At 38.9% G+C, this 18,315-nt stretch carries 22 protein-coding genes; 16 read left to right on the forward strand and 6 right to left on the reverse strand.

Annotated elements, in window-relative coordinates:
- Positions 1-54: 54 nt before the first annotated feature.
- Positions 55-621, forward strand: coding sequence for a hypothetical protein (locus KK060_RS13390; protein WP_254154251.1), 567 nt, complete (start codon positions 55-57; stop codon positions 619-621).
- Between the two features lie 111 nt (positions 622-732).
- Here KK060_RS13390 and KK060_RS13395 read toward each other — a convergent pair whose 3' ends face one another.
- Positions 733-1,311 carry an HPP family protein gene (locus KK060_RS13395; protein WP_302180075.1) on the reverse strand — a complete coding sequence of 193 codons (579 nt, stop codon included), beginning with the start codon at positions 1,309-1,311 and terminating at the stop codon, positions 733-735.
- Positions 1,312-1,442: 131 nt separating this feature from the next.
- Here KK060_RS13395 and KK060_RS13400 point away from each other — a divergent pair, with 131 nt between their 5' ends.
- The gene (locus KK060_RS13400; RefSeq protein WP_254154252.1) at positions 1,443-1,718 is read left to right on the forward strand and encodes a hypothetical protein; all 276 of its coding nucleotides are present in this window, start codon (positions 1,443-1,445) and stop codon (positions 1,716-1,718) included.
- Positions 1,719-1,849: 131 nt separating this feature from the next.
- The gene (locus KK060_RS13405) at positions 1,850-2,521 is read left to right on the forward strand and encodes an NAD-dependent epimerase/dehydratase family protein (protein ID WP_254154253.1); all 672 of its coding nucleotides are present in this window, start codon (positions 1,850-1,852) and stop codon (positions 2,519-2,521) included.
- Between the two features lie 92 nt (positions 2,522-2,613).
- On the opposite strand, the gene KK060_RS13410 is transcribed toward KK060_RS13405, so the two are convergent.
- Complete coding sequence (locus KK060_RS13410) at positions 2,614-2,895, reverse strand: hypothetical protein (protein WP_254154254.1); 282 nt, start codon at positions 2,893-2,895, stop codon at positions 2,614-2,616.
- 226 nt (positions 2,896-3,121) lie between these two features.
- On the opposite strand from KK060_RS13410, the gene KK060_RS13415 reads away from it, so the two are divergent.
- The 5 genes from KK060_RS13415 to KK060_RS13435 all read left to right on the forward strand — a co-directional run bounded on the left by KK060_RS13415 (position 3,122) and on the right by KK060_RS13435 (position 7,953).
- Positions 3,122-3,610: a YfgM family protein gene (locus KK060_RS13415; protein WP_254154255.1), complete on the forward strand. Its 489-nt coding sequence runs from the start codon at positions 3,122-3,124 to the stop codon at positions 3,608-3,610.
- On the forward strand, positions 3,600-4,376 hold the full coding sequence (locus tag KK060_RS13420) for a hypothetical protein (RefSeq protein WP_254154256.1): 777 nt from the start codon (positions 3,600-3,602) through the stop codon (positions 4,374-4,376). The genes KK060_RS13415 and KK060_RS13420 overlap by 11 nt, the downstream gene beginning before the upstream one ends.
- Positions 4,377-4,784: 408 nt before the next feature.
- Positions 4,785-5,102: an ArsR/SmtB family transcription factor gene (locus KK060_RS13425; protein ID WP_254154257.1), complete on the forward strand. Its 318-nt coding sequence runs from the start codon at positions 4,785-4,787 to the stop codon at positions 5,100-5,102.
- Positions 5,103-5,106: 4 nt separating this feature from the next.
- Positions 5,107-6,066: an SRPBCC domain-containing protein gene (locus tag KK060_RS13430; protein WP_254154258.1), complete on the forward strand. Its 960-nt coding sequence runs from the start codon at positions 5,107-5,109 to the stop codon at positions 6,064-6,066.
- 132 nt (positions 6,067-6,198) lie between these two features.
- A complete protein-coding gene (locus tag KK060_RS13435; protein WP_254154259.1) occupies positions 6,199-7,953 on the forward strand; it encodes a DUF885 domain-containing protein in 1,755 nt (584 codons plus the stop codon).
- A gap of 40 nt (positions 7,954-7,993) precedes the next feature.
- Here KK060_RS13435 and KK060_RS13440 read toward each other — a convergent pair whose 3' ends face one another.
- Positions 7,994-8,821, reverse strand: coding sequence for an alpha/beta fold hydrolase (locus KK060_RS13440; RefSeq protein WP_254154260.1), 828 nt, complete (start codon positions 8,819-8,821; stop codon positions 7,994-7,996).
- 171 nt (positions 8,822-8,992) lie between these two features.
- Here KK060_RS13440 and KK060_RS13445 point away from each other — a divergent pair, with 171 nt between their 5' ends.
- The 4 genes from KK060_RS13445 (at position 8,993) to KK060_RS13460 (ending at position 11,552) form a co-directional block, all read left to right on the forward strand.
- The gene (locus tag KK060_RS13445) at positions 8,993-9,652 is read left to right on the forward strand and encodes an adenylate/guanylate cyclase domain-containing protein (protein WP_254154261.1); all 660 of its coding nucleotides are present in this window, start codon (positions 8,993-8,995) and stop codon (positions 9,650-9,652) included.
- 132 nt (positions 9,653-9,784) lie between these two features.
- Positions 9,785-10,072 (forward strand): hypothetical protein, encoded by a 288-nt coding sequence (locus tag KK060_RS13450; RefSeq protein WP_254154262.1) that lies wholly within the window; start codon positions 9,785-9,787, stop codon positions 10,070-10,072.
- A gap of 95 nt (positions 10,073-10,167) precedes the next feature.
- A complete protein-coding gene (locus KK060_RS13455) occupies positions 10,168-10,638 on the forward strand; it encodes a hypothetical protein (protein ID WP_254154263.1) in 471 nt (156 codons plus the stop codon).
- 143 nt (positions 10,639-10,781) lie between these two features.
- The gene (locus KK060_RS13460) at positions 10,782-11,552 is read left to right on the forward strand and encodes a hypothetical protein (RefSeq protein ID WP_254154264.1); all 771 of its coding nucleotides are present in this window, start codon (positions 10,782-10,784) and stop codon (positions 11,550-11,552) included.
- 163 nt (positions 11,553-11,715) lie between these two features.
- Here KK060_RS13460 and KK060_RS13465 read toward each other — a convergent pair whose 3' ends face one another.
- On the reverse strand, positions 11,716-11,955 hold the full coding sequence (locus tag KK060_RS13465) for a hypothetical protein (RefSeq protein ID WP_254154265.1): 240 nt from the start codon (positions 11,953-11,955) through the stop codon (positions 11,716-11,718).
- Between the two features lie 122 nt (positions 11,956-12,077).
- On the opposite strand from KK060_RS13465, the gene KK060_RS13470 reads away from it, so the two are divergent.
- The 4 genes from KK060_RS13470 to KK060_RS13485 all read left to right on the forward strand — a co-directional run bounded on the left by KK060_RS13470 (position 12,078) and on the right by KK060_RS13485 (position 16,065).
- The gene (locus tag KK060_RS13470) at positions 12,078-12,674 is read left to right on the forward strand and encodes a GNAT family N-acetyltransferase (protein ID WP_254154266.1); all 597 of its coding nucleotides are present in this window, start codon (positions 12,078-12,080) and stop codon (positions 12,672-12,674) included.
- Between the two features lie 35 nt (positions 12,675-12,709).
- Complete coding sequence (locus tag KK060_RS13475; protein ID WP_254154267.1) at positions 12,710-13,618, forward strand: helix-turn-helix domain-containing protein; 909 nt, start codon at positions 12,710-12,712, stop codon at positions 13,616-13,618.
- 94 nt (positions 13,619-13,712) lie between these two features.
- A complete protein-coding gene (locus KK060_RS13480) occupies positions 13,713-14,477 on the forward strand; it encodes an SDR family oxidoreductase (protein ID WP_254154268.1) in 765 nt (254 codons plus the stop codon).
- Between the two features lie 235 nt (positions 14,478-14,712).
- Positions 14,713-16,065 carry an FAD-binding oxidoreductase gene (locus KK060_RS13485; protein WP_254154269.1) on the forward strand — a complete coding sequence of 451 codons (1,353 nt, stop codon included), beginning with the start codon at positions 14,713-14,715 and terminating at the stop codon, positions 16,063-16,065.
- A 14-nt stretch (positions 16,066-16,079) separates the two neighbouring features.
- Here the strand turns inward: KK060_RS13485 and KK060_RS13490 are convergent, their stop codons facing one another.
- Positions 16,080-16,493 carry a response regulator gene (locus KK060_RS13490; protein ID WP_254154270.1) on the reverse strand — a complete coding sequence of 138 codons (414 nt, stop codon included), beginning with the start codon at positions 16,491-16,493 and terminating at the stop codon, positions 16,080-16,082.
- Positions 16,494-16,496: 3 nt separating this feature from the next.
- Positions 16,497-17,792: a sensor histidine kinase gene (locus tag KK060_RS13495; protein WP_254154271.1), complete on the reverse strand. Its 1,296-nt coding sequence runs from the start codon at positions 17,790-17,792 to the stop codon at positions 16,497-16,499.
- Positions 17,793-18,315: the final 523 nt, after the last annotated feature.

Below are 18,315 nucleotides of genomic sequence, written 5' to 3' on the forward strand. Positions count from 1 at the left end.
GCGCTGGACAGTTGATAAAGTTAAATTTTGTTAAACCATTAAATTTTTAATTCTATGTCAAAAGTAGGTAATAACCCCATTATGGCCACAGTAAATGGCAAACTAGGCGATATTGTAGTATACAGACGTGTACGCGGTAAACTGATCATGTGTAAACCGCCTAAAAAGCGCGACGTTCTCACACCTTCTCAGGAAGAAAGAAAAGAACGCTTTTTAGAAGCTGTAGCGTATGCGAAAGCCCAGCTGGCCAATGAGACCAGTAGAGCAGAGTATACCTCCGGCATTACACCACGTCTCACCAGTGCGTATCTGGTAGCCTTAACCGATTACCTGAGAGCGCCGGAGATTAAGGACCTTGATGTCTCTCAATATAACGGAGCAATAGGCGATGTGCTGGAAATGAAAGTCACCGACGACTTCAAAGTAGTATCCGTACAGGTAGAGATCAGAGATGCTGCAAAGGTACTCATTGAGCGAGGCGATGCCGTACTGCGTGAAGCATCCAACTCCAAATGGTCATATACAACAACAAAGCCTAACGTTGCCCTCGTCGGTACAACCATTACCATACGGGCTAAAGACAAAGCGGATAACACCACCGTACTGGAAAAAGTCCTCTAGTTAATGGTTAACGCTTAAAGCGTATAGTTAGTCATTCTTTGTTCAGGGCTTAAGGTGTTATGCTTTAAGCCCCGAACTTCTATTTTTTATGGTGAAAGCAGGTGAAGATTGTTACAGGTATTTCCGCTTCCAGACCTTGTACCAATACTTGTTTCGCGGATAGCTTCTTTTTTTAGTAATGTTGTTAAATACCATCGCTACAAACAGCAAAATGACTACACCCGATAAGATAGGACTTATAACATATCCAAATCCCAAAGCTTTAATCTTCTCTGATCCGATAACAGCAATCAGGGCGGTAGCACCACCTGGCGGATGAAGTGTTTTGGTAATTTGCATCAATACAATAGAAGACGATACAGCCAGCGCTGCCGCTAACCAGTCGTAAGGAACAAAATAGTTTATTGTAACACCCACAAGGGCACTAATTAAATGGCCGCCAATAACATTTCGGGGTTGAGCGAGAGGACTGTTGATTACACCATAGATCAAAACAGATGTAGCACCAAACGAACCTACAAGAAAAAGATTATCGGACGCTGAGAGGTAGAAGCTTTGCATTAAACCTATTAAGCCTATACCGACAAAAGACCCTAAGAATGTCCAAAAGTGCTCTGTATAGTTTACAAGTGTCTCTTTGTAAACAACTATTCTTGCTACACGCAGAGACCGTTTGATTTTCTTTCGCATTATAAGCGCGAAAATAAATAAGAGCCAATTTAACTTTCAGCTATTATGTAAATATTTATTACGACTGTTCGGCTTGTTATTTATAGTTCAAGTTATTCTATATTGCAGACACACCCCTAAATATTAAGATTATGTCAGATATTCATATTCGTTGTCCTAAATGCAAATGGGAACCTGATGGTAAACCTTACTGGCAGTGTACGTGCGGAAACTATTGGGACACGTTTTCAACAGCTGGGCGTTGCCCGCAATGCGGCAAAATATGGAAAGATACACAATGTATTTCGACGGCAGGTGGATGTGCCGCATGGAGCCCGCACCTGGATTGGTATGATGGGTTGGATGAGATCATCCAAAGATTAAAAGAGGAAATAGAAGAGCGCTGGCACCAGGAGGTTCGCATATAATAAACACCCTTACACCCGCACTAACCCGCGGGTGTAGGATATACCATGCTGTACAATATTTGTGATGGATCCACGTCTCAACCTTAGCTTCATTGAATGATTAACAAACAGCGTAATACAATTACAAGTATATGAGCAAAATTAAAGTTATAATTACTGGTGCTACAGGTATGGTTGGTGAAGGTGTATTACATGAGTGTTTAAATCACCCAAGAACCGAAAGCGTACTCATCATTAACCGAAAGCCGTACAGTAAACAACACCCAAAGCTTAAAGAAATTATTCATGCAGACTTCTATGATCTTAGCACCATTGAGAGCCAACTCTCTGGATATGATGCTTGCTTCTTTTGCCTGGGAGTATCTTCCGTTGGCATGAGTAAAGAAGAATACTTTAAAACAACATATACTCTTACCATGAACGTAGCAAAAACCTTAAGTAGGTTAAATCCTCATATGACCTTCTGCTACATCTCCGGAGCGGGTACCGATAACACAGAGAAGAGCATGTTACACTGGGCCCGTGTGAAAGGAAGAACGGAAAATGATCTGATGACGTTACCCTTCCGCGATGTGTATGCTGTAAGGCCCGGCTTCCTCAAAGCAACGGAAGGATTATCGAATACCAATCCTTTATATAAATACGTAAACTGGATCTTCCCGATAGGGAAAGCACTGTATCCTGATGGCTTTTGTTCTTTAAAGGAATTAGGCCTTGCAATGATTACTCTAGCAATTAAAGGGTATCCAAAAAAGGTTATTGAAGTAAAGAATATTGTACAACTTGCTAAAATACCTGTTTAGTCAAAGTAGTTGTATTCAAAATATATCTTAGAATGACACACTTTTGTAAGTCTCATTAGGCACAATAAAGCTTCAGATTGTAGAACAATTAACTACTGGTTTGCCGATTTTTTCAATTCCAGTTCTTTATGTTTTTTTAAATAGAAGAAACTTCCCATAATTAATCCACCTGTCATTAAAACCCAAGTTCCACTGATTGGAACATTGCAACCCTTCTGATTTGGATTTTTACAAGGTTTCTCAGGTTTGGTATTACCGTTACCATTACCGTTTCCATTCCCGTTTCCGTTACCCCTCCCGCCACCTGGCTGGGCAATAGTAAACGACGTAGAGAAGAACAAAAAAACCGCTACTAAACAAGATATTTTTTTCATAGTACCTGGTATACCCATGAAATATACCAGCCGCTACAAGCGATAATTTTTGTTTATAATACATTGATTGATAGGATATTGTATAAAACTAAGCTATTCCATTAAAAAGATTAATTCCATTCAAAAGAAAAAAGTCTACAAATGAGACGGTATTCAATAACGAGACAATCGTTGAATTACTTGAAAAGCTATTAGTTGTTACCTTTGTGCCGTATCCCGCTAGGAAATGTTACGTCGAATTAAAAACCCCCTCATCTTACTGCTCATCTTTATTTCGTGCGCACCTCCCAAATACCAGGTTGTAAATGACAGCACCTATTACGACACGAACGATGCGCGTAATCCAAGAAAAACAGTCCTTTTATCTATTAAACAATTTACAGACAGTGAAGACTTGATTAATCTGATTAAAAAAAGAGACTGGTTAACAATAGAAAAGAGGCTGCGCGAACAAAACAGGCCTGCACTGTTTATAAAATCCATAAGGCATTTAATTGAAAAAAAGTATGCTGAATCCTACAAATTGTTAAATGCATTACCGGAAGATGCGTACGCCTGCCAGGTACTGTTATTGAAGATTGATTGCTTATACGAGTTAAAGTCAGATACAACGTCATTTAGAAACCAATATCAAAAGGTGTATGACTGCACCCCTGATCCTAAAGTCAAATCCATTGTAAAAGACCACTATCGCTTTGTTAAATATGGCTTATAATATATTCAGCAGAATTGCATTCATTATAATTTTGATAGTGTTATGTAACGCTTGTGCCTCTACAGAAGCGCTGCATAAAGGCTTTACAAAAAGAAAGACCAGTTTAAAATACATCAACGATACAAAATGGCAGGAAAAAACGACGCCATATACTGTATGTGTAGATAAGGTCTTACTAAATGATGGCAAATTCCGAGGTCCTGGATTAGTAAGAAAAATAAAGTCATCAGTTATTCCTTTAATAATTTATACTGGCTGGAAAGCCGATCATGATTATAGGCTTGGGCAAGATGGAATAAAAGAAGACATCGGCGCTTTTATTCAATGCGCAATGATAGAAGAGAGCAATAGAAGTGGAATATTTAAGGCCGATACTTTACAATCAGTCAGTAATTTTAAGCTTGAAATTGAAGTAGAGAGCCTTGGTGTTTCAGGACCCTATCACCAGGAGGGTTTCTTTGTATTCTTGTACCTTGTCTATGTCTGGAGTTTTCAGGAAGCAGGTGGTCAATCGCAGGCATATTCTAAATTCCATTATACACTGAAGAAAGACGGCATAACAGTGTTGGATGCGTACGCTAAGTCAGAACAACAATCGGAGCGCTTCCATACTACTTATCCCTCAAAAAAAATAATACGCTCAGCCTTTAATACCTCTATGGTCGAAGCATTGTCTCTCACCTTTAAGAAAAACATTGAAACTATTGTTAAGGATGTTAATCGCTATCTTCTGTTACAACAAAAAGAACAGATGACGCAGAACTAGGATCACGTATTTGCAGCATGTTGATTAATATCAGCGGAGGATTAAAAGGGGAAATCGGAATTGGTCATTAAATCAGAACTTACGCCTCCTTTTGTTCTCATTTGCAGGAAAGTGACATTAATTCCGCAACCAAAATTTGATTCGGTTCTTGCTATTTCGATCTAGCTAATCCTGGCTTCGCCGTAGCTCCGTCATGCCTCCGTCCTTCCCTTACCGCTCCTTTTTTAAGTAATTTTGACAGTAAATTCAAAGATTATTTGGGAAAGAACAAGCGCTCATATCAAGCCTTAGAAGCGCTATTCTCCTTCAGGAATGAATTGCTAAAGAATTATAATCGAAATAATTGCTTTTAATTGCGCAACCCTTTGTTTGCGCATATATTGCAACCGATTAGTAGCAAATTAAATTATGAGACGTGACGTATTCCAGGCAATTGCCGATCCTACAAGAAGGGCTATCATTACGCTTATTGCATTTCAGGCTATGACGCCAAATGCACTTGCTGAGCATTTCGACACCAGCAGGCAGGCAGTTTCAAAGCATATAAAAATTCTTACGCAGTGCGAACTGCTGAAACAAGAGCAGTCGGGAAGGGAAATCTATTATCACTTCAATGCAAAAAAAATGAAGGAGGTCTCAGACTGGTTAAAGCCTTTTGAGCAATTGTGGGAAACGCGATTCAATCAGTTAGATAAAGTTCTACATAAGTTAAAGTCAAAAAAATAAGATCATGATCAAGACAATTTTTTCTAAAGATCTTTCAAACAAAAAGATGTCAATAACCCGTGAATTTGCAGGCACGGTTGAAGAGGTGTGGCAAGCATGGACGAGTAGTGAAATACTTGACGAGTGGTGGGCTCCAAAGCCGTGGAAAGCTGAGACAAAAAGAATGGATTTTAAAGAAGGAGGTGAATGGCTATATTCAATGAATGGACCTGAGGGCGAGAAAATGTGGACCAAAGTAGATTTCAGGAAAATAGAGACGCATCAATATTTTGAGGCAAAGGATTTTTTTTGCGATGAAAACGGAATTGAAGACAAGAGTCTTCCGAGCATGGTTTGGAAAACATCCTTCACGCCCTCTTCCAATGGTACAACGGTAGCTATAGACATTTTATTCTCATCTATTGAAGATATGCAGAAGATAGTTGAGATGGGATTCGAAACCGGCTTTAGCGCGGCACACGAAAACCTGGACCAATACCTACAATCAGCTTTTAAATTGCGTAAAGAACTAAAGATATCTAATGCGCCACGTGTGACAACTTATCTTAACTTTCCGGGCAACACGGAAGAAGTATTCACCTTTTACAAATCTGTTTTCAAGTCAGAATTTAGCGGCAGAGGGCTTAAACGTTTTGGAGATCTTCCAGCGGAAGCCGGACATCCGCCAATAGCAGAAAATGTAAAGAACATGGTGTTGCATGTAGAACTACCCATACTCGGGGGCCATGTTTTAATGGCTTCTGATGCACCGAAAGAAATGGGCTTTACAGTTAATCAAGGTAACAATATGTATATCTGTCTGGAGCCCGATACGCGTGAAGAGACCAAAAGACTATTTGATGCGTTGTCAGACGGTGGTACCGTTACAATGCCTTTAGACGATATGTTCTTTGGCTCCTATTTCGGAACCTGTATCGACAAGTTCGGTATAAACTGGATGTTCAGTTGTAATTATAAAAAGTGATAGGATAAAAATACAGAGGGATTGTCTAACGAAGACAATCCCCTTTTATATACTGTTATCAGGATAGTGGAGAATACTTGAATAACTGTATTTCATTTCGTATCTAGACAATAGATTGCTATATCCTGCTTTATGAAATACCTTTCACTGCTATCCATCGTTGTTTTCCTAACGGCAAAAGCATTTGGCCAAACCACAGTAAAGAATGAATCGCTGCAACGCCTATTCGACAAGATAGAAAAGTTTACAACCTCTGCTGAAGATAGCCTTTATCTTAATTATCATCCACGAGGCGAATGGTCACCTGTTTCATACGAATCACAGGTAGTCAGGGCCGACAGTCTTAAGAAATACATTGCTGCATTAGAGCATATCGCAGACAATACATTGTCGAATCAAGAAAAAATAAGCAAGGCACTCATGCTTATGAATCTGAATGATGAAGTAGACGCCATTAAATATAAGATCATCTTTATACCCTTTACTGCTGAAGGAGGTTTTTATAACAGGCTCTCCTATATTCTTCCGCGATTGGCGTTTAACAGTTTGCAACACTACTATGATTACCTTGCCTGGCTGCCGAAGTTTGAGAAAGTACTTCAGGAGAATATGGTGCTAATGAAAACAGGTGTGCGTGAAGGCATTGTTGCACCAAAAGTAATTGTAAACAACAATCTGCAACTCTTGAAACCCTGGACACCCGACAAAGTTCAGCAGTCACCGTTCTATCTTCCTATCACTAATCTTCCCCAGAATTTTAAAGAATCCGATAAGCTGCAGATAAGACAGCGCGCTGAAGAAGTGATAGGCAGATTGCTCACTACTTATAAACAGCTAAACAAGTTCTTCTCTACAGAATACATGTCTGCTGCCAAAGACAAACCAGGGATTATGTTTATTCCCAAAGGAAGGGAGTATTATGAAAACCGAGTGAGACATTATACAACACTTCCGTTAAGCGCAGATTCTATTCATGCGCTGGGACTTTCAGAAGTAAGTCGTATCAGGGCCGAGATGGACAAGATTATTAATGATTTAAAGTTTAAGGGATCTTTTAAAGATTTTATATCCTTTCTGAGAATGGATCCACAATTTTATGCTAAAACCCCGCAGGAACTTTTAAATTATGCTTCATGGTTAAGCAAAAAAGCAGAGGGCCAGCTTCCCAAATTCTTTAATACCTTATACAACCTTCCGTTCACAGTAGAGCCAGTTCCTGAAAGCATCGCTTCTACTTATACTGCTGGCAGATACGTTCCAGGCTCATGGAAAGCAAAACGCGCAGGAATTTATTGGGTGAATACTTATGATCTTAAAAGCAGGCCACTGTATGCTTTTCCTGCACTTACTTTGCATGAAGCTGTACCGGGCCACCATTTGCAAGGTGCAATAACTGCTGAACTAAAGGATATCCCAACATTCAGAAACAATTATTATATCAGTGCTTTTGGTGAGGGTTGGGGACTTTACTGCGAATTTCTTGGTGAAGAGATGGGTATGTATGTTACCCCTTACGACTTGTTTGGAAGATACACGTATGAGATGTGGCGTGCTTGCCGGCTTGTGGTGGATACCGGTATTCATTATAAAGGATGGAGTCGCGATGAAGCACTGAAGTATCTCGGTGAAAATACAGCGCTCTCAATTCATGAAGTAACTACTGAAATAGATCGCTACATAGGATGGCCCGGGCAGGCATTAAGTTATAAAGTTGGTGAACTGAAGATCCGTTCATTGAGAAAAAAAGCAGAAACATCGCTAGCATCTGACTTTAAAATTGGAGAATTCCACCAGGCAATTCTTCAAAATGGTTCTGTTCCATTATCAATACTTGAGATGCAGGTAGATGAGTACATCAAGAATATGCAAGGGAAATTAAAAGAATAGTCACTATTAGCAAAAAGAAGATATTAAGCTGAATAAAAAATTAGTTCTCCTTTAGGAATGCTTCTATAACGGGCAGCGCTGCATAGTCTTTTTGTCCTGGTTTAATTGTTGTTATCTCTCCAAGATAATCACCATGACCTCCAGGGTAAATCATTAACCGTGCGTGCTCTATTTGTCTGTACATTTCTACAGCATGCTCTGGTGTTACCACATCATTGTCTCCAATAATAATAAGTGTGGGAGCTTGAATACCTTTTATATCCTCTTCACGTATATCTTTAAAAGATTGCATTCTTGCAACATCTCTTTTGTACATGTTGTATAGTGCGTCCTTGTCAGGATTTATTTTAATAAAAGCGTCCTTATATATCTGAGGCATTCCTTCAAAAGTTGCATTTGCCATCATGTCCCAAAACCAAGGTTGAGCACCACCCTTCTTATACATAGTAGACGCAACAATAATTCTATTTACAACCTGAGGATGACGAATAGCTAACTCCAACGTTGTACTGGCGCCGTTGCTAAACCCAAGGATATTTGCTTTTGCGATATTTAGTTGTTTTAACAGAGCAGCAATATCGTCCGCATCCTGTTCAAAAGTTAGAGGGCGATCGATATCCGCTGTATGCCCATGTGCTTGCATTTCTACAGCAATTACCTTATTTGTTTTTGCAAGAGAAGGCAAGATCCTTCCAAAAGTAGTGTTTATGTTAGAGCCACCACCATGAATCAGCACCAGCGGAAATCCTTCTCCATGTATTTCGTAATACATTTTCAGACCATTGACATCCGCGTAATTTCCTTTTGATTGGGCAGTAACCGTATCCATAATGCCAAACATAATAATAATTGTAAAAAATACTTTCATAACGATTTTAGAACAAAGCTATAACACTAGATTTCTATAATAGAGGGGCACATACGGCAAATTGTGGGTAAAATCCGGCATTAAGAAAGTAAAAAAAATAATATATAACGTAGGGGTACATCATTCAATTATTGTCTCAAAGACAAAAATAAGCTACTAATATTCTTTGTGATGACAACAATTGCTAACAACTATACATGGGCACAACACCTCTCTCTTGATCTGAACGGTATAGGAAGGAGAATATCGACAGGTATTGCATGGTTCAAAAACCTGAACATGCCTTTAGAGGAGAATAGAATTTTTTTATTTGTTGACTTGAATAATTCTACCTCCCTGGCTGAGAGGATGGGCAATGTGAGATACAGCATGTTTCTATCAAGTTTCTTTAGAGATTTTCGTCTATGCCTTAGAAAAACGACGGGAAAAATATATCAATACGTAGGAGATGAAATAGTTGTAAGCTGGCCTAATTCACGAAAGAATTTATTGGAGAGCATTCAACTTGTTTCCAAATTCCAGCAGGCGCTAAACGAACTAAAACATATTTATCAAAGGAAATTCAATTTCATTCCAGAGTTTAAAGCCGCATTGCACCAGGGAAAAGTAGCAGTGACAAGAGTAGGATTTCAAAAGGTTTATCGCGGCGATATTCTTAATACCTGTGCGCGCATGCTGGAACTTGCATCACGACTAAAACTTGCGCTCGTAACCTCTTGTGTTATCGCCGAATACGTAAAAAAAGAGATGGATTATTGTATTAATCCAATAGAAGGAGTTGCTATTCGTGGCAAAGCAAAGCCAATGGATATTTACGCAATATTGAAATAAGAACAGCCTTTTATATCACTTTAATCATTTGATCTACTTCATAAAAAGCACAAGAGATACAAAAGCGTTGTATAAGTTTTGATTATTCCGGTTACTTTTGTACGAAATCTTTCTCAACGGTAGCAGCGTATTATGAATCCAATAAAGTTCTGGCAAATAATTAAGGATGACTCCAAAAAGACATTTGAGGTATGCGGACAAGCATCAAATACAAATGCCTTTACCAATAAGACTTACGCAATGCAAAAGGCCGGAATGAACGTAAGCTGCGTTACTCCACCCATTACCAATAAAAATTCAAGTAAAGATCTTATCAAACTTACGGGATACACAAAGGAGGACGGCCTTTATGAAAGGTTATTAAAAGAATATCGCGATTGGACAATAAACTCCATCGGCGAATTTGATATAGAGGAGTAGTTATTGCCAGGGCTGCATAGGTGGCTATAAATGATTATATTTATTTAATCATTATGTCCAAATCAAAACCAATGTTTACCCTGATACACTGATTTATGCCATCCCACAGCTTTTCAAGAACAATTTTGTTAACAGGTTTACTCGCCGGAACATGCGACATATTAGGAGCAATTGCAATCACTTATACAAAGCTATCACCCCTGGTATTGTTACAATATGTAGCTAGCGGCGTAATAGGCAATAGTGCCTTTACCGGTGGCACTTCAACTGCTTTGCTGGGTTTAGGAGTACATTATTGTATAGCATTTACTGTTTCTATCATTGTATTTTTAACCTATCCATTTGCTATTAAACTTTTAAAGAACAAGTACCTCGCAGCTCTGGCATACGGCATTGTGGTATGGTGTGTAATGAATTTAATAGCAGTGCCTTTAAGCCAGGCAAAACAAGGACCATTCAGGTGGGATAATGCCCTGTTAAACATGCTCGTACTTGTAATATGCATTGGCCTTCCAACTAGTTTAATGGCTTATCAATACTATAGGAGGAGCAAAGCCATTATATAATACGCTCATTTTTTTACTATCTATCCCAATGTTAAAAGGATAGCAAGCTTGCTACACATGCAGGTAATAAAACAGTTAATTCTGCTCTTCATTTAATTTTGGTAAATCAATAATTTGCCTTACTAATTCTAACCCCACATAGTATGAAGACCGCTATTGTTAACATCCCTCTCTTCTTTAAGAGGATCTCAGTCTTATATCGCCTGGCGTTTATCGTGATACCCTTTTTTGTTATAAACAGCTTGATCATTCCCGACATGAAATTCAATTGGAGCGTAAAGAACGTTAAAGAATTTACCATTGAGGAGCTTACAGCCATGCCAAAAGACGAAATTCCTTTATACATAAAGGTTAAAGATGCGCAAGTGCTAAAATCTTCCTTTGGAAATAGTTATCAAGACTCTCCCAATATTCCGGGCTCTGACGCTACAGAATCTTTCCTGGGATTAGAAGCATACCAATACGTATTATCACAACGTATTAAAAAAGGAGATACATCAATTTCTTATGTTGCTTATCCTGTGTATTCTACACAGGCAATTGAAGAAAACCCAGGTAAAAATGCAAGTGATCTTCCCGCCTTCGTAGTTGTAAAAGATTCTAAATACACGAAGTACCATGAAGAAAATGACAACTATTTTACAGATGCTAAATTCTCTATAGAAGGACAATACGAGCAGGCTGGGATGGAAGCAGCTACAATTGCTGAATTAAAAAATGCAGGCTTTTTGATTAAAGATAATGTTATCATTCTCGATAAAGGAAAGAGTGCTATGGGTTGGTCGGGCCTCATTATCTTGACATTAATAGGGCTTTTCATCATGACCCTCTCTTTTCTTAGTTTCTTTCCTGAAAATAAGTTAAGATCAATATTTGAAGAATTACCTGAAGTAAAAGAAATGGTTGAGCATTAGCAGTAGACGATATATAAGGAGCACACTAAAGAGAGGAGTTCTTTAATATACTTATGGGGCCGCACGAATGTGCGGCCTTCTTTATATAATGAGACTCTTACGCTACTTCCAAGTAAGACGTTCTCGCTAAATGCTTAATGATTATTACTATCCGCCAGAATAACTAGCTCGCAGATCTTCTCCTGGTCGCTGCACGTTTTACATGGGCACTTGTCACTTTTGATGGCTTGTGCTTGCTTACAGTCATCGACTTCTTTTTCTTAAATTTTTGCTTCTTAGGTTTCTGCCCATAATATGCTTTTGCTGAAGCCGTTTTGTGAGGTCGTGTTTGAGCGGATACATTAAAAACAGCGGCTGTAATTAAAACTCCCGTAAGGAGGATGATGGTTTTGAGGTTCTTCATAAAGTGAGAGATTTAAGCATTCATCCTCCTTAATAAATTGTGCCAGCAGTAATCAGCATACTTTGATATCCTTATTCCACGATTTGTAAAATCTTATTAGATTGAATCTACATTTCTTCACCATGCAGTTCAAATCCGCTTTCCCTGACGCCCTATCTTTGGAAACCGAAAAAGTACAGCTTCGACTACTCACATCAACCGATTTTGATAGTTTCCATAAGATCTCGCATACTAAATCCATATGGACCTATTTCACGAAAGATTTAAGTATAGAAGCTGAATTGAGACAATGGGTTGCCGATGCTCTAGCAGATAAAGAAGCAGGAAGACGTTACCCCTTTGCAATAGTTGAAAAAGAAACCGGAAAAGTTTGTGGCAGTACCAGTTTGGGCAGCATTTCTTTTTATGACCGGAGAATCGAAATAGGCTGGAGCTGGCTTGGAGAAGAGTTTATGGGAACAGGCTTTAATAAACACGCTAAATTCCTCTTGTTACAATACGCCTTCGAACACGTTGGAATAATAAGAGTAGAAATCAAGACAGACAACTTAAACGAACGGGCAAAAAAAGCCCTTGCTAAAATAGGCGCAACACCGGAAGGTGTATTACGAAGCCACATGCAGATGTTCAATAACCGCAGAAGAGATTCAATCTACTATAGCATTCTTAACAACGAATGGCCTCAGATAAAAGAATCGATCTTTAAGGGCATTCAATAAATGCTCCGTTTCGTATATTTGAATTTTGCAAAAACATGACTACAGCAACTTCACTTGAAGAGTTTTACAAGGAGACTTCTAACCTGGTTCCTGAAGATATTAATAAGGAAATAGGTCACTTCAATGTATTTCGGATTGACGATATCATGTTGAAGATGAAGGAAAAGCCGTATATGCCTTATAACAGAAGAGCATATTTTAAGATAAGCATGATGCAGGGGAGAAACAGGGTTGAGTATGCCGACAAAGTAATTGAAATAGAAGGCACAGGATTGCTCTTTGCTACACCACGCATCCCCTATCATTACGTGCCTTATGACGATAATCAGTCAGGCTACTTCTGCATCTTTACACGTGAGTTTCTCATACAAAACAAAAGCGGCGTGGTGCTTGATGAGCTTCCTATCTTTCGTCCAGGAGGGTATCCTGTCTTTCAAATCAATGCTGAAAATGCAGAAGAACTACATGCTATCTTTACCAAGATGTACAAAGAATTGTCATCAGACTATGCCTATAAATATGATCTGATAAGAAATTATGTTCTCGAGCTAATACACTTTGGCCAAAAGTTACAGCCCGCCACATCGTTGTACACCACACACAATGCTTCAGCACGTGTTTCGTCTCTTTTTATCGAGTTGCTTGAAAGACAGTTCCCAATAGAATCGCCACACCAAAAGCTAATGCTTCGTACCGCTAAGGATTACGCTGACAGACTTTCTGTACATGTAAATCATTTAAATAAAGTACTGAAAGAGAATACGGGCAAAACAACTACTGACATTATCAGCAATCGTATTGTTCAGGAAGCAAAAATTCTACTTAAACAAACGGATTGGAATATTTCTGAAATTGCCTATAGTCTTGGTTTCGAAGAGGTAGCCCATTTTTCTAATTTCTTTAAGAAACAAACATCAATAGCTCCTTTAGCCTTCCGTGCCTAGCGAGATTTGATTTTTGCAAATACTGGATTGAAGCTCGCAAACATAGATAGCCCATAGGGATGAAATTTGTGTAACAAAAAAACAATTTTACACTATGGCTAACAATAATAAAATCGCGCTGGTTACCGGCGGCAGTCGAGGCCTGGGAAAGGACATGGCATTAAACATTGCTAAAAAAGGTATTGACGTAATCATTACCTATAACAGCAAGAAAGAAGAGGCATTAACTGTGGTAAAGCAAATTCAGAATTCAGGACGCAAGGCTGAAGCATTGCAGTTCAATGCTGCCGATATTGCAGGGTTTGGTAAGTTTATTGATTCATTAAAAAGCACCTTAAAAAGCAGCTTTAATACAGATCGCTTCGATTTTCTCATCAACAACGCGGGCATTGGCATTTATTCCGCGTTTGCAGAAACAACAGAAGAACAATTCGATCAGTTGATGAACATTCACTTTAAAGGCGTCTACTTCCTAACGCAAAAGGCCCTTCCAATAATTAATGATGGTGGTCACATTATCAATATTTCAACTGGCCTCGCCCGATTCTCTACGCCTGGTTATTCTGCGTATGCATCTATGAAAGGTGCCATTGAAACATTAACTAGATACCTGGCTAAAGAACTTGGCCCACGGGGTATTGCGGTAAATGCAGTCGCACCGGGTGCCATAGAGACTGATTTTGGAGGCGGCCATGTACGTGATAACGAACAGTTAAACAAACAAATTGCAGGCATTACTGCTTTGGGCCGCGCTGGACGTGCTGATGATATCGGCGGTGTAGTAGCATTTCTATGTACGGATGATGCAAAATGGATAAACGCGCAACGTATTGAAGTGTCAGGTGGAATGAATTTATAAACTGAAGCAGAAGGGTTCAAGCTTAGTCATACCCCTTCTGCCTCGTTTTTTCCGTTAATTTAAAGTCACTCTAATCAATTGAACTGTGATTCTAATACCCTTTACGGGGATGTGTTCTTTTCATAGAACAGGTTGCTATCGTATGCAGCAGCAGGCACATTTTTAGTATCTCGCCTGCAGTCAATTTATCCTTAGGATTTCTATTCAAAAGAAAACCTCTTAATACGAAAAGAGCATGCAACTTGTAGAAGAGACTTTATCAGGATGGGGAAATATTCCCAAAGCTCCTGCAAAAGTATTTTACCTGAACGATACACAGGATTTCACCAAAGTTCTGAATGGAAAAAAGATACTAGCAAGGGGACTAGGCCGCAGCTACGCGGATCAAGCGACAAACGCTAACCATCTTGTAGGAAAGATGGAGCGATACAACCGCTTTCTTGCTTTCGATGAGGAGAAAGGTATTCTTACCTGTGAAGCCGGCGTTTCATTGGAGGAGATTATTAATGCATTAACACCACGCGGGTGGTTTCCTATGATCACTCCGGGTACCAAATACATAACCATTGGCGGCGCCATTGCAAATGATGTACATGGTAAAGCACATCATGCTGACGGCTCTTTTGTAAACTGCGTATACGATTTTACCATTCTGTTGGCAGACGGACGAGTTATGAGAGCAAGCAGAGACGAAAATCCGGATTTGTTCTGGGCAAACTTCGGAGGTCTGGGCCTTCTGGGGATAATTCTTACAGCTACTATTCAGCTGCGTAAAGTTGAAACAACCTACTTCAAGCAAAAGGCAATTGCAGCTGAAAACCTTGACCAGATGTTACAGTCTTTAGAAGACATGGGTGAAGCATATAATGCTTCTGTAGCATGGATAGACCCGATGGCAAAAGGTAAACGATTAGGCCGTGGGGTATTAACTGTAGGCAATCATGCTAAACTTGAAGATCTACCACCTGCCTTCCGTAAAGATCCATTGAAGATTGGTGGCAAGCCAAAACTTACTGTGCCTTTTTACCTTCCAGGATTTGTTTTGAACCCGCTCACGGTAAGCATGCTCGATGTAGTCCTCTATTGGATGCAGAAGTCAGCGAAAGAAATATCCCACTATGAAAGTTTCTTCTATCCATTGGATATAATTAATGAGTGGAATCGCGGCTATGGCAAGCGCGGCTTTATCCAATACCAGTTTGTAATCCCCATGGAGAATGGCAAGGAGAACATAAGGAAAATTCTCACCGAGATTACCTCCAGCAATTGTATTCCTTTTTTAAATGTCTTAAAGAAGTTCGGTAAAGGACAGGGAGGATTGCTCTCATTTCCCTTTGAAGGATATACGTTTGCTATTGACTTTCCTGTTACTCCGCAGCTAAAACCTTTTACCCAAAAATTAGATAAGATGGTGCTGGATATGGGAGGCCGTATTTATTTAGGTAAAGACGCCTACCTTGATGAGGCAACTTTTAAAGCGATGTATCCGCAGCATAAGGAGTGGCTTGAGATCAAAAGAAAGTATGATCCAAATAACCTATTCTCTTCAGACTTGTCGAGAAGAATTGGTCTTACGCCTGCTATATAGGAAGGCAAAAACAATTAGGATTGGAGCCCATGCTTCTCGAATTGCTTCTCCAGGGTTTCAAAGTTTTGAAGGGTAATGGGTTTGGTAAAATAACCCTTTACGCTATCAAAAGTAGTTGACTTCTGGAGATCTGAAGAGTCTGCTGAACTGCTTAGAATGTAAACCGGATACGAGAACTTTAATTCCTGATAGTTCTTTAAAAACTCCCAGCCATTCATAACAGGCATGTTTATATCCAGGAGAATGAGATCTACCTGCGCAACATTTGTTTGTAAATGTTGCAAGGCTTGCCTGGCAGACTTAAAGCATAATGTATTAATACCATTATTATAGCTTGTTGCTACCCTGCCAAAGATAAAGTGTACTATCTCATCATCGTCAATTAGAATGATATTCTTTAGTTTACCATCATTCTTCAAGTCATCCATAAATCAATTGGCCTGCAGTTTATAGTATAATTTAGCATTAGGAATTTTCACTTCGAAGCTTGTCCCTTTATTAGGGAAGGAGACGAATGAAATATTACCCTTTAATTTTTGAACAACTTGTTTTACCAAATATAAGCCAAGCCCTGAACCTTTTGAGTCTTCAGAAATTCTTTCAAATGATTTAAAGATTTTAGAATGGTGCTCCTGGGCTATTCCTTTGCCATTGTCCATCACTTTTATTGAAGCTTCAGTTTCACCACCTCTAACTATGATATGTATAAATGGATTTTCCTGGTCATAATTATGATATCGGATAGCATTTGATATCAGATTATTGAAAATAATATAAAGCCTGGTAGGGTCGCTATAGAAATCTACTTTTAATTGAACGTCTACATTAAAATGAATGCGGTGTGCGTTCTCGCCGAACCTCAGCAATTGTATTACATTATGTAATTCTTCCTCAAAATCGATGCGCTTGAGCGAAATATCCGCCATTGCATTACGAGAGTAATTCATAATCGTCTTGATGAATTCCTCCATTTGTCTGACATTCCGACGCATCATTTCAAGATTTTCCTGTATCTCAGTATGATTATGAGCGTGAGCCGAAAGGTTAATAAGACCTTCAATAGATGCGAGCGGTGCTTTCAGGTCATGAGTCACGTGATGAAGGAATTTATCAAGTTCCTCCTTCGTCTGCTCTATGTGAACGTTATCTTCGTGAAGTTCTTTAGTCTTGTTATGGTAAGTGGTTATATCAATAACATAGATTAAATAGTAATCAGCTTTTGCGGGCCATTTTCTTGATAATGGCATTACAGTTCTTACAAAGCATCTGTTCTTGTTCTCCTTCTCTGCTATTACCTCCTCAAGAGAAGAAGCATTTCCGGTATTCCTAACGCCTTTAACTTGCGCATATCTTGTATATGCTTGCGTACGGCTTATTCTTCCCACTTTATGAAGGTCGAGGTCGCTTAAGCCAAGTGCATCCAGGCGTAATTCGTTTTCATTAAAATAAGCAGGATTGCTGTAGATGTATTTCAATTGCTTGTTCAGCACAGCAACCCCAATAGGAAGTTGCTCGAGAACGTTAATATAAAAAGACTTCTTCTGTACATATTTTTGCTTTGACTGTACATGAAGTTCTTGTATTAAAAGGTTGATACCATTGGCCAGGTCTTTCAATTCTCCCTTATCCTCATCTAATGAAAGATGTCTTGCCGTATCCCCCTGAACGGCATTGTGGATAATTTCAATCATTTCATCAATGACCTTCTGCCCCTGATTGTATTTCATTGCTGGGAATTAGTAGATAGGTTCAAAATGTGGAAGATTTATAAGTGTTTTGTTAACACAATGTAAGTTTATCGATTTATGATTCTTATGCCATCAATCCCGGTACTTAATTCTTCACAAATTAAAATAAAGATAGCATGCTAAATCAAACTCATGAAATAATTTGTAGCTAATATTCTACGACTTTAAATTATTTTTCTGAAAAGCGGTTGTGCAACGATTATAAACTCATTTTTTAGAACAATTGAAAGGGTTCGCAATTTGGTATCCTATTCCCAATTTAAAACTGCAAGTGTAATATTCCTCTACTAAGTACGGCAATTAAATAAAATTTGTAAAGTAATTTGCTATGACAACAAATGTGAGACATTTTGACTTGTAGTAATCGAATTAATCCTTAGATAAATTTCTCATTCTTAAGTTTATTCTTCTGCTAGAGAATTCCAGCAATATTTCTGTTACCACCTTTCACACAAAATTGTAAAAATTAGCAAGCTAAACAGGACACTCCGTATACATGGAC

Origin of the sequence: Chryseosolibacter indicum (assembly GCF_018598585.1) — a bacterium.
GTDB lineage: Bacteria > Bacteroidota > Bacteroidia > Cytophagales > Cyclobacteriaceae > Chryseosolibacter > Chryseosolibacter indicus.

What these genes read in the sequence shown, in the direction of transcription:
- KK060_RS13390 (WP_254154251.1), top strand. Translation starts at nt 55, where the DNA reads ATGTCAAAAGTAGGTAATAACCCCATTATGGCCACAGTAAATGGCAAA.
- KK060_RS13395 (WP_302180075.1), bottom strand. Translation starts at nt 1,311, where the DNA reads ATGCGAAAGAAAATCAAACGGTCTCTGCGTGTAGCAAGAATAGTTGTT.
- KK060_RS13400 (WP_254154252.1), top strand. Translation starts at nt 1,443, where the DNA reads ATGTCAGATATTCATATTCGTTGTCCTAAATGCAAATGGGAACCTGAT.
- KK060_RS13405 (WP_254154253.1), top strand. Translation starts at nt 1,850, where the DNA reads ATGAGCAAAATTAAAGTTATAATTACTGGTGCTACAGGTATGGTTGGT.
- KK060_RS13410 (WP_254154254.1), bottom strand. Translation starts at nt 2,895, where the DNA reads ATGAAAAAAATATCTTGTTTAGTAGCGGTTTTTTTGTTCTTCTCTACG.
- KK060_RS13415 (WP_254154255.1), top strand. Translation starts at nt 3,122, where the DNA reads ATGTTACGTCGAATTAAAAACCCCCTCATCTTACTGCTCATCTTTATT.
- KK060_RS13420 (WP_254154256.1), top strand. Translation starts at nt 3,600, where the DNA reads ATGGCTTATAATATATTCAGCAGAATTGCATTCATTATAATTTTGATA.
- KK060_RS13425 (WP_254154257.1), top strand. Translation starts at nt 4,785, where the DNA reads ATGAGACGTGACGTATTCCAGGCAATTGCCGATCCTACAAGAAGGGCT.
- KK060_RS13430 (WP_254154258.1), top strand. Translation starts at nt 5,107, where the DNA reads ATGATCAAGACAATTTTTTCTAAAGATCTTTCAAACAAAAAGATGTCA.
- KK060_RS13435 (WP_254154259.1), top strand. Translation starts at nt 6,199, where the DNA reads ATGAAATACCTTTCACTGCTATCCATCGTTGTTTTCCTAACGGCAAAA.
- KK060_RS13440 (WP_254154260.1), bottom strand. Translation starts at nt 8,821, where the DNA reads ATGAAAGTATTTTTTACAATTATTATTATGTTTGGCATTATGGATACG.
- KK060_RS13445 (WP_254154261.1), top strand. Translation starts at nt 8,993, where the DNA reads ATGACAACAATTGCTAACAACTATACATGGGCACAACACCTCTCTCTT.
- KK060_RS13450 (WP_254154262.1), top strand. Translation starts at nt 9,785, where the DNA reads ATGAATCCAATAAAGTTCTGGCAAATAATTAAGGATGACTCCAAAAAG.
- KK060_RS13455 (WP_254154263.1), top strand. Translation starts at nt 10,168, where the DNA reads ATGCCATCCCACAGCTTTTCAAGAACAATTTTGTTAACAGGTTTACTC.
- KK060_RS13460 (WP_254154264.1), top strand. Translation starts at nt 10,782, where the DNA reads ATGAAGACCGCTATTGTTAACATCCCTCTCTTCTTTAAGAGGATCTCA.
- KK060_RS13465 (WP_254154265.1), bottom strand. Translation starts at nt 11,955, where the DNA reads ATGAAGAACCTCAAAACCATCATCCTCCTTACGGGAGTTTTAATTACA.
- KK060_RS13470 (WP_254154266.1), top strand. Translation starts at nt 12,078, where the DNA reads ATGCAGTTCAAATCCGCTTTCCCTGACGCCCTATCTTTGGAAACCGAA.
- KK060_RS13475 (WP_254154267.1), top strand. Translation starts at nt 12,710, where the DNA reads ATGACTACAGCAACTTCACTTGAAGAGTTTTACAAGGAGACTTCTAAC.
- KK060_RS13480 (WP_254154268.1), top strand. Translation starts at nt 13,713, where the DNA reads ATGGCTAACAATAATAAAATCGCGCTGGTTACCGGCGGCAGTCGAGGC.
- KK060_RS13485 (WP_254154269.1), top strand. Translation starts at nt 14,713, where the DNA reads ATGCAACTTGTAGAAGAGACTTTATCAGGATGGGGAAATATTCCCAAA.
- KK060_RS13490 (WP_254154270.1), bottom strand. Translation starts at nt 16,493, where the DNA reads ATGGATGACTTGAAGAATGATGGTAAACTAAAGAATATCATTCTAATT.
- KK060_RS13495 (WP_254154271.1), bottom strand. Translation starts at nt 17,792, where the DNA reads ATGAAATACAATCAGGGGCAGAAGGTCATTGATGAAATGATTGAAATT.